The organism is Novisyntrophococcus fermenticellae, assembly GCF_018866245.1.
Classification (GTDB): Bacteria; Bacillota; Clostridia; order Lachnospirales; family Lachnospiraceae; genus Novisyntrophococcus; species Novisyntrophococcus fermenticellae.
The window spans coordinates 970002-982265 of record NZ_CP076458.1 but is presented as its reverse complement, the minus strand read 5'-3'; the positions used below and the strand labels follow the sequence as shown (position 1 = coordinate 982265).

General features: G+C 42.2%; 11 protein-coding genes. 4 read left to right on the top strand and 7 right to left on the bottom strand.

All coding sequences use genetic code 11. The features are described from left to right. Positions 1–84: 84 nt before the first annotated feature. Entirely contained in the window at positions 85–1335 is a 1251-nt protein-coding gene (locus KNL20_RS04495; RefSeq protein ID WP_230399427.1) for an AraC family transcriptional regulator, read from the top strand. 1 nt (position 1336) lies between these two features. Here KNL20_RS04495 and KNL20_RS04490 read toward each other — a convergent pair whose 3' ends face one another. The 7 genes from KNL20_RS04490 to KNL20_RS04460 form a co-directional block, all read right to left on the bottom strand. Beyond that, the gene (locus KNL20_RS04490) at positions 1337–2437 is read right to left on the bottom strand and encodes a putative NPN-dependent ornithine cyclodeaminase (RefSeq protein WP_230399426.1); all 1101 of its coding nucleotides are present in this window, start codon (positions 2435–2437) and stop codon (positions 1337–1339) included. 22 nt (positions 2438–2459) lie between these two features. Further along, on the bottom strand, positions 2460–3686 hold the full coding sequence (gene arcA, locus KNL20_RS04485) for an arginine deiminase (protein WP_230399425.1): 1227 nt from the start codon (positions 3684–3686) through the stop codon (positions 2460–2462). Positions 3687–3835: 149 nt separating this feature from the next. Next, on the bottom strand, positions 3836–4504 hold the full coding sequence (locus KNL20_RS04480) for an HAD family hydrolase (RefSeq protein WP_230399424.1): 669 nt from the start codon (positions 4502–4504) through the stop codon (positions 3836–3838). Positions 4505–4640: 136 nt separating this feature from the next. Next, positions 4641–5009, bottom strand: a complete 369-nt coding sequence (locus KNL20_RS04475) for a sugar phosphate isomerase/epimerase family protein (RefSeq protein ID WP_268966548.1) — start codon at positions 5007–5009, stop codon at positions 4641–4643. A 242-nt stretch (positions 5010–5251) separates the two neighbouring features. Next, positions 5252–5614, bottom strand: coding sequence for a hypothetical protein (locus tag KNL20_RS04470; protein WP_230399423.1), 363 nt, complete (start codon positions 5612–5614; stop codon positions 5252–5254). Between the two features lie 3 nt (positions 5615–5617). Beyond that, the gene (locus tag KNL20_RS04465; protein ID WP_230399422.1) at positions 5618–7201 is read right to left on the bottom strand and encodes a response regulator; all 1584 of its coding nucleotides are present in this window, start codon (positions 7199–7201) and stop codon (positions 5618–5620) included. Further along, positions 7198–8952, bottom strand: a complete 1755-nt coding sequence (locus tag KNL20_RS04460; RefSeq protein ID WP_230399421.1) for a cache domain-containing sensor histidine kinase — start codon at positions 8950–8952, stop codon at positions 7198–7200. The genes KNL20_RS04465 and KNL20_RS04460 overlap by 4 nt, the downstream gene beginning before the upstream one ends. Positions 8953–9182: 230 nt before the next feature. Here KNL20_RS04460 and KNL20_RS04455 point away from each other — a divergent pair, with 230 nt between their 5' ends. From KNL20_RS04455 to KNL20_RS04445, 3 genes are read left to right on the top strand one after another with little or no spacing between them, the layout of a single operon-like run. Next, entirely contained in the window at positions 9183–10535 is a 1353-nt protein-coding gene (locus KNL20_RS04455) for an ABC transporter substrate-binding protein (RefSeq protein WP_230399420.1), read from the top strand. Between the two features lie 4 nt (positions 10536–10539). Then, positions 10540–11442 carry a carbohydrate ABC transporter permease gene (locus tag KNL20_RS04450; RefSeq protein WP_230399419.1) on the top strand — a complete coding sequence of 301 codons (903 nt, stop codon included), beginning with the start codon at positions 10540–10542 and terminating at the stop codon, positions 11440–11442. Beyond that, positions 11423–12259, top strand: a complete 837-nt coding sequence (locus KNL20_RS04445; RefSeq protein ID WP_230399418.1) for a carbohydrate ABC transporter permease — start codon at positions 11423–11425, stop codon at positions 12257–12259. Before KNL20_RS04450 ends, KNL20_RS04445 begins: the two co-directional genes overlap by 20 nt. The last annotated feature ends 5 nt before the right edge of the window (positions 12260–12264 follow it).

The window sequence follows — 12264 nt, the reverse complement described above, 5'->3', positions numbered from 1 at the left end:
TTCCCTCAGCCAAGCCTTGTACTGCTATCCCTTAAATAGTATAGTAGCATCATAATAGCATCTAATAAAACGAGGAGGTTCGCCATGGTAAAGACATGCATCCAGGATATCGATTGTTCCGGGCAGCATTACCGGAAGATTTGCAGTATTGATACCGAAATCATCGAAAACCCCACCACCCCTTTAATCCATCGGATGTCCCGCTTCTGGCTGATTAATAAGGGCACAGGTGTCCTGAAACTTCAGGACCGGGAATACAATCTGTGTCCCGGTACCATAGTATCCATACTTCCTTGGCAGATATCTGATATCGTCCAGGTGGATTCTCCACTTCAGTTTTTCCTCCTGGTGTACTATTTTGATACGGTAAACGTACTGATAAAATCCTCCTGTAATGGAGATACCGGATCCTTAACCCCAATTGAATTTATGGACAGCTGCCCGGTAGTACACTGCGGACAGGAAGATTATCTTCAAATCCGGGAAATCTTCGAACAGCTTCTTCGGGAAATCAACATGATGCCGATGATGTCATCAACGATGGAACCCCTGTACCATTCCCTGTTTTTAAAGAACAAACTGGTGGAACTGATTGTCCGTTTCCAGCGTATAGGAGTTCAAAACCATAATTATTGTCCCATCCGATCCGATATACAGAAAAGTGATATTCTGCATTATATGTACAACCATCTCAGCCGGAAGCTGACCTTAGAAGAATTATCCCGAATCTTTTATATGAGTGAATCCTCCATCAGCCTCTACATCACCCAGACTACGGGACTGTCTTTCTTTAACCTCCTGCATGAGATGCGTATCGGCAAGACGATTGATTTCCTTCTTCATACAAATTTTACAATGGAAGAGCTTGCTGAAATTCTGGGATTTGCAGACAGCTCCCACTTCTGTAAGGTATTCGCCGCCCGAACAGGCATGAAAGCCAATGATTTCAGGAAAACCTATCAGAATATACAGGAGCTGTGCAATATAGAAATCACAAGAGATGCATATGGAGTTGTATCTTATATTTACCGGAACTATAACCGGAAACTGACGCCGAAAGAAACGGCCGGCAGATTCCATATCACGATCCGGGAGTTAAACATCCTCCTGCTGCATCTGGTAGAAAAGAATTTCTCTGACTTTTTAAACTTCATCCGGGTAAACCGTGCCTCTGAACTACTAAAAAATACCGAAAAGGGTATAACAGAAATCGCCATAGATGTAGGTTACAACAATGCCAAAACCCTGACCCGAAATTTTCTGCGATTCCGTACCATAACACCCGGAGCCTTCAGACAGCATGTTGAACTGCAGGAAGATTCCTTACAGACATGATTTACTCCATCACGCCTAACCCTTTGGCAACAATAGCGATAAAGTCCTGAACATTTGTTACAATGGTTGTGGCGGACAAGCTTCCCCGATCCAAAAGCTTATTCACTACGAATTCATCGGCATCCACAGTATACAGATACACGGGACGGATCGTTCCGTCAGGCAGCACCCTAAAAGACGGAGTCATATTTCCTGTGGCTATCGTATGCAGCATAGTGGCCAGACAGATGACACAGGTAGCATCTTTAATCAGCTTACGCATAGCCCCCTGCCCCAGATAAGCATCTCCGATGACCTCGGGTATGGGACCGTCATCACGGATGGATCCGGTGAGCACGATAGGGACATTGTGTTTTACACAATTATAGATAATTCCATTATCAATGTTATAATCCTGAATAAACTGCGGAATGGAACCGCTCTTTCTTACTTTGTTAATCACGTCCAGATGGTTATAATGCCCATTCGGATGTGACGCCTGGGTGTAAATATCCTGTCCCAGAGCTGTGTGCAGCAGCGCCCCCTCCAGATCATGCGTAGCCAGTGCATTACCAGCCATCAGTCCGTGTGCATAGCCTCCTTTGATCATGCCCGACATCGCCTCTCTGGCATCATGATCAAAGGCAAATGCGGGTCCCATAACCCATACAATATTTCCATGCTCTTTCTCATATCTGAGCAGTTCAAACAAATTATCGTAATCTCTTGCATAAGAGGTTTCACGGCTTCTTCCCTGACGAAATACAAACTTGTCATCTAACTGGTTCCCTTCCTCTTCAAAGCCTCTGCAGTGCATATAGATGCCTTCTTCACAGTTTTCAGTGCGGCCCAGGATGACCTTATCCCCTTTTTTCAGGTTCCGGTTCTCCACTACGGCAAGGTGCCCATCGTCACAGATTACTACACTGGAATCCATACGGCTCTCTTCAGCCAGCATCCATCTTCCTCCGATTTTGAAGTACTCCGGATACATGGAAGTGCTGTGGAAATATTCCGGTGCCACTCCATCCTTTTCTGCTTCCTCATACCGCACCTCAGGCGCATCCTTAAACTGCTTCCGGTTAAAATCCGGATGATGATATTCTGGTATTTTAAATGACATGATTACTTACACTCCTTTCACTTTACAAATCCGCCCGTATCAACGGCATACTCATGCATCTCGGACCGCCTCTTCCCCTGGACAACTCAGAGCTTGGCATCTCCAACACTTCAATACCGTTATCCCGCAAAATCCCATTCGTAATATAATTCCTGTCATACACAATTACCTTTCCCGGATTGATACACAACGTATTGGAGCCGTCATTCCACTGTTCTCTCTCAGAGGCCATCCAATCCTTTCCGCCGCAACGGATCAGTGTTACCTTATCAAGTCCCATACAGCTGCATAAAATCTCCGCTAGTGTTCCCTTTCGTTCAATTACAGATAAGGAATCCTTCCGGATCCCCCGGCAGATTTCATATACTTTCAGGCTATCCAGGATTCCGGGATGAATCGTGAACTTATCATAATCAATCTGAGTCAGTACCGTATCCAGATGCATATAGGCCCGTATGCTTGGGATATCCAGAGCCAGAATTTTCTCGATTTCTGAATCCCTGTCTTCAAAAATATTCTGTGCCAACAGTTCAATGGCCTCCGGTGTCGTTCGTTGCGAGATACCCACCGCAAGAATCTTGTGGCTCAGGTTCAGAATATCCCCTCCCTCGATGCAAAAGGGATTTTCTCTTCTGTAATAAAAAAGCATATCTTCAGAGAAATCGGGGTGATGCCGAAGAATCAGCTCCCCATATATCGTCTCCCTTCTTCTCGTCTTAGAGTACATGTGATTCAGACTGACACCATTACCGATACTGGCAAAGGGATCCCGGGTAAAATACAGGTTCGGTATCGGGTCCATCACAAAGCGGCCGCTGTGCTTTACCAGATTTGCCAATGGACTATGTCCCGTCTCCTTCAACTCATGCATACTGATTCCTGCCATAGTTTTCAGTACCAATTCTTTTTCATCCTCAATAGCATTCAAAAGTTCAGATAGCTGGCTCTTAAATTTCAACGCCAGGCTTCCGCCCTCCTCAATAATCTGCCGAATAAAGTTTTCTCTGATCTCGGGACTTGTTCTTAGTACTTCTGCTGCCAAATCTTCCAGATATACAACTTCGCTTCCCTGACTCTTTAGAATATCCGCAAACTCATCATGCTCCTGTTGTGCTGCTTTCAGATAAGGGATATCGTCAAACAGCAGCCGCTCCAGTTCTCCCGGCACCAGATGCTCCAACTCTTTGCCGGGCCGATGAAGCATTACTTTTTTTAAGCTGCCAATCTCATTCGTTACATGAATAGACATCCTCCACCTCCATCCGTTGTTTCAAATATATTCTGTCTTATCCTTATTCTATCCTAAAACGCAAAAACACAACGGACAAGTTACAGGGAATTTATTGTATTTTAACGGCAATAATTTCATGCATAAAGTAAGCCTGCCAAAAGGCAGGCTTACTCGTTATGTTCTCCTGTCAAAAGCTCTTTCATCTGAGCAATCGCATCTCTATACGATTCCCATGTGATGTTTGCCTTTGACGTATCTTGTTTGATTTCACTTCCCTTAAATCCTGCTACCAGGGCTCCTGCATTCAGTCCGGCTTGTATCCCCGTAGGCGAGTCTTCCACAATGATACACGCTTCTGGCGAAACATGTAAATATTGCATTGCCATAAGATAACCTTCCGGATCCGGTTTTTTGCATTTCACCATGTCTCCGCATATGATTGTATCAAAATAATGAACCAGATTCATACGATTTAAAGCTGTGATAATTAGTTTGGAATTGGTGGACGAAACCAGACCTATTCCCAATTCTTTCATGCGGAGATAATCGAAAAGCTCCTGCAATCCAGAAATTGGCTTTAAGAGCGGACTGTTTTCATAATAGCTGCCGAGTTTTTTTCTCACCTCAAAAAACTCCTCCACGGATATATCCTTCCCATATTCCTTTAAAATCTTTTCTGTCTGTTTCCTTCCATCTGTCCCTATATATGATTTTTTCTGGTCATCAGTCAGTTCTATTCCATACTGCGCGAATGCTTTCTGCAGGTATACTGATGTGCCCATCTCTGTATCTGCTACTACTCCATCAAAATCAAATAATACTGTTGTTATAGTCATATACTGATGTTCACCTTCCATATATTATAATGTCATATTGTAATACGATTACCAGGCAACGTCAACCTTTGACCGCTCCACTGGTAAGACCGCTTACAAACTGTTTAGACATAAAGACAAATAGAAGTTACCTTGATTAATCTGAAATGTGTTCTAATAACCAATCAAAGCTTTTTTGCATAGCACTTTCGGGATCCTCCACATACAGATTATTTAATATCTCCAAACTTATCCTTCCCTTGTAATTAGAATTGTCCAAAGCTTGCAGCATTTCAAAAAGAGGTAGTTCCCCTTCTCCTAATATAAAATGGCCATTAGGAATTCCATCTGCAAAGTGAACGTGTCTCAAATGGTTTCCTAATATTTGAATTGCTCTTTCAATAGTCTCCCCGCTATATCCCAATACAGCTGTATCAATAATTCCGGCTAGTGAGGTTGAATTGACATCCTGGATCATTTCCACTATATCATTACTTGTTAGTTCAAGCCCTACATTCCTTTTAATGAGATTTTCTATCCGAGCCCCCGCAGCCGAACAATACTGTACTCACGCCAATGCCTTTCTGCACAAAAAAAGAGCCAATCAGGCTCAATAGGGCAAAAGACACTTATCACATGAATGGATATCTAAAATTATAGATTTCATTCTTCTTTCTATATCTTATATTGCCGGCAGGTTCTCACGTAATTCAAAGACCAAGTAGTTCAGGCCTTTCTTTATCTGTGTCTCACTTTGTTCTTAGTATTTCAGGAATTTCCAATCCACTGCCTTACGATGTCAACACTAACTTCAACAATTTCCGCAACCAATTCAATACTCAATCCTTTATGATTCATATTTAAAGCTATTTTTTTCTTTCCTTCTTCTCGGCCTTCTTCACGTTCTTCTTGACGAAGTAATGCCAGCTCCTCCTCTTCATTGTATTCAAATATACGCATCTGGATAGCCTCCTTTCGATGCCTGGTCAGGAAATCCGTCAAAACTCCTTCTCTCAAGCTCTCGTTGACTGCGGCTTCCACCGCTTCCTCTATGCTCATCCCTTTCACATATTTTCTGACTTTATCAACATAACACGTTTTTTTATAATCTGCAACCCAAATGAGCATCATTTGTCACTCACTCCCCTTCCCGGCATACCGTTTTGGCGTCGTACCATAATACCTTTTAAATACCTTACCAAAATACCCGGAATCTTTATACCCCACAGCCGCTGACAACCGGGTAACATTTGTCTCCCCCTGCTCCAGAAGTTTTCGCGCATGTTCCATACGGGTTGTCAATATAAAATCTGTAATCGTGCATTTCATATATCTGCTGAATAACTTTCGGATATAGCTGGCGTCCAATATCATATAGTCCGAAATCTGCTCCACAGACAGATTTTCCTCCATGTAATGTTCTCTGATATAATTCTGTACACGAGTTATAATCTGCATGGAGTGAGAAGACCGTGTAGCAGAATATCGTTGAAGGGTTTTATCATACAGTTTCAGAAGAAACATACAAGTATCATGAATGCGCGCCGTAGCAAAGCCGTTTTGGTACCAGGAAAGGTCATTTTCTAATACCTCCAAGATATTTCCATTTTTTTCGGATATAAAAGACAGGCAGATGGAAAAAATGGAGGAAAATATTGTCTGGATGGAGTCACTGTCATACTTTTTGTCCAGTATCTCTCTTTCCACTTCCTTCAGAATATCTTCTACCTCTGAAATTGAATTCTGTCTGAGTGCGAGCATTATACGATTATAGACATCCAGACTGTAAAATCCCTTGGAAAGGCCGGGCATATTTTCATTAAAATAATGGATGTTTCTATTTCCGGAATCATGATTTTGCAGAGCCAGAAGAGCATTCTTATATGAGATACTGATTTCCTCCTCTCCTGTTACCAGGTTTCCGATACCAATGGAAAGAGTAATCGGAAAACACTTTTGAATAAAATCCGCTGCTTTTTTCACCGGCGAATCGGAATACCTGTTATGAGCGTCTTTATCACGAAAGTTAAACAGATAGATGATACGATCACAAGGGCCATAAAAGGAATAAAACCTTTCTGTCCCCGACAACATTTCATTCATACAATTGACGACACTGAATTTCCAGAGGGGCAAATCCCTCTTGCTGAGTTCCATGCAGTTCAGATATCCAATCTCAACGACCATCACCTTAAAGAAATCCGAAATCTTCCAATTCTCCGGAACGTTTTTCTTGCTTTCGTAAACTATGGAATCCTCTGGGATATAGGATAATAAAGAGTTTAGAAACTTATCCATAATTACCTGCTTCGCCTGCCGGTCTCTGGAGTTCCGTAAACGTATCCGCTCGTATTTCTGTCTCAGCAGCAGCAGCAGCCTAGTCAGTTCCTCCGGTGAAAAGGGTTTCAGCAGATAATCTTCAATATGCAGTTGAATCGCTTTTTTTGCATATGCAAAGTCAGAGTAGCCTGTGACAAAAACCATCATCATATCCGGAGCCAGTTCACGTACCTTTTCAGCCAGTGAAATCCCATCCATAAGAGGCATGTTAATATCCAGAAATGCCAGATCAGGACAGGAATCCTGGATAGCACTTAAGGCCTCCTGTCCGTTCTGCGCCACACTGCTGATCTGAAACCCAAGGGAATTCCAGTCCACCGCTGTAAGCATATAGTTTCTAAAATGAATTTCATCATCTGCAATCAGAACCTTAATCATAACTTCTCTCCTCGCATAATTTTATCTGAGATACGAAGTAAAATTGTAGTACCCTCGTTTTTTCTGCTGAAAATCCGATAACGAAAGGCTTCACCATAGTATAGCGTCAGTCTTAATATAACACTCTTGAGTCCGAAATGGCCCTGATTTTCACTGGATTGAAGAAGCTGCTGCATAAAAGTCTCCTCCATTCCTGCACCATCGTCACGAACACTCAGAAAGATATATCCCGAAACACGGTGTGCCTTAACAATAATTTTACCGCTATGTGCACTTTCCTTCAAGCCATGGTATAGTGCATTTTCGACGAGTGGCTGCAGGGTCATCTTTGGAATCAGAATGTGTTCCACTGCCGGCTGAAGGAACAATTGGTAGTCCAGAATATCATCATAGCGGTATTTCTGAATAGATAGATAGCTTTTTACGATATCAAACTCCTCTTTCAAGGGTATAAATTCCTTTCCATTGCTCAGAGAACTGCGGTAATAATCAGCCAAATATTTTGTTACGGCCGCAGCCTCCCTGGATTCCCGCTGAAAGCACATTACATAGATTAAATCCAGTACATTGTAAAAGAAATGTGGATTTATCTGAGACTGAATCAGGGAAAGCTCATACCTTCTTTTCTGATTCTCTTCTGTCTTAATCCGATCCGTCAGTTTTTCAATTTCCTGAACCATCTGGTTAAAGCTGTCCGAGATATCACCAAATTCATCCTTTCGTAAAAGGTGAGACCGTGTTTTAAGATCCCCTTCCTCCACCTTGTGAATTTTACGGGTCAGATATTCCAGTGGATTTGTAACCAGGTAAGAGAAGACACCAATCAAAAGCGATATATTAATCAAAGTAAGTGAGCATACAATCAAAATTAAATACGTATTATGACGGATATTAACCGTTAAGTCTGAAATAGAGGTCTGATTAAGCAGCACATAATCGAACTTTTCTAATTCTACCCAGGTAATCAGACTGTCCTCATCGGAAAGTTTTAAAAAACCATTTCCGCTTTTCCGGGTGGATATAAGTGCCCGGAGGTCTTCGTCAGCAAGGCTCATCAGCTCCTTTTTGTGTGTGGAGGATACGATATTTCCCTCCGGATTCAAGAGATAATAATGCTGGTCTGTATTTGTAAAGAGACCCGAAATCTTACTTTCTTTGATATTAAATATCAGGTAACCAAGGGTGTTTCCGGTATCAATTTGAATCACACGCTTGCAAAAAGTAAGCACAGGCTCCGAGGTGATCCCCGTATCCGGGCGATAATTGATATCAAGAAACATGTCTTGAGGAATTCCTTTATCAGGAATTCCGGATAGAATTCTCTTTAATATTGCATCAGAATCCGGGGGGATTTCAGTTCCGGCATATATCAATTCTTGCTCATTTTGGGCATAGAACAAAATAGAGTCCAGAAACGGAAACAGGTGAAGATTATAGCGAAATGAGGACTCCAACAGGTTTTTCGTTGTATTTTTAAAAGGGACTGTACCCATCAGCTGATTGATATTTTTAATCAGTTCGTTAGAACACACAATTGTGTTCTGATATTGGGTTTCAAATTGATTTTGGATCAGAAAGCACTCATTCTCCATATGCTGCTTTGCTGATTTTATTTCCTTATTATACAGTAGTTTATTAGAGAAAGCCAAAAGAATAAGATTTTGCACCAGAATACTTGACAAGATAATAAGGATGAGCTTCTGTTTTAATTTTAAATCAAGAAAAAGTGTTTGAAATTTCCGTATCATCATTTGCCTCCATAAATCTTTTTCATCCTTTCTACATTATAGTTTAATGCGAACCTGCATACAAGTTATACAAAGAAACCAGCCTGTTTTTTCCAGTTACGCCTGTTTTTTTCAGGCAAAAGAAAAAACGCGTTTAAAAAAGCTTGTTTTTTTCTATATTATGCGCATTATTATCAGGACAAAAAGGCAAAGCTATGAAATACTATATATATAAATTCAAGGAGGAAAAGAAGATGAAGAAAAAAAGCATCAGCCTGTTTTTAACCGGAATACTGTTAGCATCTACGTTAGCCGGATGTGGGAACAACGCAGAAAAAGCACCGGAAAAGAAAGCAGAATCCGGCAGTACAGAAACTTCCGGCCAGGAATCGGGAACAGATGTCAGCAGGACGCTGAAACTGTATACACACTACGGAGAGGGCGAAAAAGAATCCGTAGATTATGCCATAAAAAAGGTGCAGGAAAAGTATCCTAATATCAAGTTTGAAATAGAAGCCCACGCGCAGGATGACGGTCAGACGCTGAAAACACGGGCCGCCACAGGTGATATGCCTGATATTGCGCATGTAAATGCAGGTGATGTTGAAGCCTTGTCCGCAAGCGGAAGTCTGCTGAATCTTGATGAGCTGATCAAATCGACAGGCTATTCTGATAAATTGCTGGATTCGGCAAAGGACTTACCTTATTATGATGATGGCACGGCATACATTTTCCCGGACGGCGGTGCATCAGCAATTCTTTTATACTATAACAAAAAGGTATTTGAAGACAATAATATTAAGATTCCCACTAATTATGAGGAACTGTCGGAAGCTGCAGAACAGCTGAAGGCAAAAGATATTATTCCCTGCTCTATCTTTGCAAAGGAAGGATTTGTAATCGGCGCCTTCTTTGACATGTTTGCTTTGAAGTATAACGAGGGTGGAATTAAAGCACTTTCTGAAGCGGAGGCTCATGCATCGGATGATGGATATTCTAAAGCAATTGATAAGATGATGAAGCTTGTGGATAGCGACTTTTTTGAAGCCGGGAGTACCTCTACGGATTACGATACAGCCCAGAGCCTGTTTACCTCCGGTAAAGCGGCCATGTTCATCAATGGTGACTGGGACATCTCTTCTCTGGAAGAAAAGCTGGGGGACGATCTGGGATATTTTGAATCTTATCCTACGGCGGATGCCGGTAAAGAACAGGAGCAGAACTATTATGCATTTTCCGGTGGCTTTACTTATGAAGGCTATGCCATTTCTGCAGATACCAAGGACCAGGAGCTTGTGGCCGATGTAGCTGCTCTTTTGGCCGAAGCTTCTGTTGAAGGCAACTATATCTATCAGGCCAAAATACCGGCCATCATGGATGTGGATCCGTCTCTGACACCAGTAAAAGAAATTCCGGCGCTGGCAAAAACCGAGGCGGAAGAGATAAAGAAGATGGTTTTCAAAACCACCTGGACACATACCATGAAAAATGTGGACTTTTCAACTCCTTTTGTCGAACTTCTTCAGGAAATGCTGACGGGTATGGATGCAGATGAGTTGAAGACCTCTATCGATGATCTTGTTGACTCTGTAGGCGGACAGGAGTGATACGATGAATAAAATGTTGGCGGATAAAAAAGCAATTTTTATTTTCACGATGCCATGCCTGGTTTTTTTCGGAGTGATAGCCTTTTATCCGGTTTTGCAGACGATGGTAAAAAGTTTCTATGACTGGGACGGCCTGACCACAGGAACGTTTACAGGTCTTGATAACTATGTCAGATTATTTCAAGACAGAGTGTTCTGGCGTTCCTTTCGTAACGGTATGATTGTTGCTGCTGTACTTGTTGTTCTGGAGGTCATTGTAGGTCTGTTTTTGACTCTGGTATTGATGAACCCTAAAATCAAATGCAGAAAGTTTATCAGAAGCAGTCTCTTTATCCCAGTGGTCTTATCTGTTACAGTGGTCTGCCAGCTTTGGTCCTCTATATTGAATCCGGAAATAGGATTAATTAACCGAGTTTTTGAGATGCTGGGAAGCTCCTATCGCCAAGATTGGCTTTCAAATAAAAACATAGCCATCTACATCATTGCTTTTGTGAATGCATGGCAGTATATGGGATATCAGTTTGTAATTATCTATTCTTCTGCCAACTCCATTCCTACAGACTACCTGGAAGCAGCCAGTATCGATGGGGCCAGCAGATGGCAGAGCAATTTTCATATTTTAATACCTATGCTGAAAGATACGATGAGAACCAGTCTGATCTTTGCAATCACCGGCGGATTCAACATCTATGCGCAGATGCAGTTACTGACCCAGGGCGGGCCGGGAACAGCTACTTACAGTCTCACATATATGACATTCCGCAGCGCCTTTAAACTGCGTAAATACGGATACGGATGTACATCGGCAGTTTTATTGATTTTACAGTGCCTGCTTGCGATCGGAGTGATCAATATAGTTCTGGGAGAAAGAAAGGAGAGGGATGCATATGGAAAGAAGAAAGCATAAAACAGCCTATGTCCAGACAATCATCCTGGTGGTGTTTGCCTGCATCAGCCTGTATCCCTTACTTTACCTGATTGGCTATTCGTTAAAGACAAATGATGAGATATTTTACAGCAATCCATTTGGCCTTCCTTTATCCCCGCAATGGATAAACTACGTAAAGGCAATCACTACCTTTGATGTGCTCACCTATTTCAAGAACAGCGTCCTAACGACAGTGGTATCATTGGCGGGGATTTTTACACTGATACTTCCCTTTTCCTATGCAGTCGCCAGAATGCAATGGAAACTGAAGGGCCTTGCAACAATGTTTATTTCCATCGGATTATTTATACCATTACAGGTAAGCTTGATTCCTCTGTCTGTCCTGATTAAGAATATGGGCATGGCGAATACTTATGGCGCATTGATTTTGCCTTATATTGCATTTAACATAGCCTTCCCATTTATGATCTTGTCCGTGGCCTTTCGGGCACTGCCCAGAGAACTGGAAGAGGCGGCGTTTATAGATGGAGCAAGTGTATACCGAACCTTCTTCTCCATCATGCTGCCTCTGGTAAAGCCGGCCATTGCTTCGGCTATGCTTTTCGCAGCATTGGGGATTTGGAATGAATATATCCTCCCCACAGTTATGATTTCAAGCGACAGCCTTAAAACACTCCCCGCAGGCTTGGCAACCTTTGTCGGCCAGCACAGCACAAACTGGGGAGCGATGGGGGCTACTATGATGATGGCAAGTATACCGACAATCATTCTTTATCTATGCTTCAGCGAAAAAATTGAAAACTCCCTCACCGTTGGCGGAGCCGTGAAAGGATAAAAATT

Excerpts from the sequence above, each read along its gene's own strand:
- arcA (WP_230399425.1), bottom strand. The coding sequence starts at position 3,686 with ATGTCTATTCATGTAACGAATGAGATTGGCAGCTTAAAAAAAGTAATG.
- KNL20_RS04465 (WP_230399422.1), bottom strand. The coding sequence starts at position 7,201 with ATGATTAAGGTTCTGATTGCAGATGATGAAATTCATTTTAGAAACTAT.
- KNL20_RS04460 (WP_230399421.1), bottom strand. The coding sequence starts at position 8,952 with ATGATGATACGGAAATTTCAAACACTTTTTCTTGATTTAAAATTAAAA.
- KNL20_RS04480 (WP_230399424.1), bottom strand. The coding sequence starts at position 4,504 with ATGACTATAACAACAGTATTATTTGATTTTGATGGAGTAGTAGCAGAT.
- KNL20_RS04450 (WP_230399419.1), top strand. The coding sequence starts at position 10,540 with ATGAATAAAATGTTGGCGGATAAAAAAGCAATTTTTATTTTCACGATG.
- KNL20_RS04490 (WP_230399426.1), bottom strand. The coding sequence starts at position 2,437 with ATGTCATTTAAAATACCAGAATATCATCATCCGGATTTTAACCGGAAG.
- KNL20_RS04495 (WP_230399427.1), top strand. The coding sequence starts at position 85 with ATGGTAAAGACATGCATCCAGGATATCGATTGTTCCGGGCAGCATTAC.
- KNL20_RS04455 (WP_230399420.1), top strand. The coding sequence starts at position 9,183 with ATGAAGAAAAAAAGCATCAGCCTGTTTTTAACCGGAATACTGTTAGCA.
- KNL20_RS04470 (WP_230399423.1), bottom strand. The coding sequence starts at position 5,614 with ATGATGCTCATTTGGGTTGCAGATTATAAAAAAACGTGTTATGTTGAT.
- KNL20_RS04445 (WP_230399418.1), top strand. The coding sequence starts at position 11,423 with ATGGAAAGAAGAAAGCATAAAACAGCCTATGTCCAGACAATCATCCTG.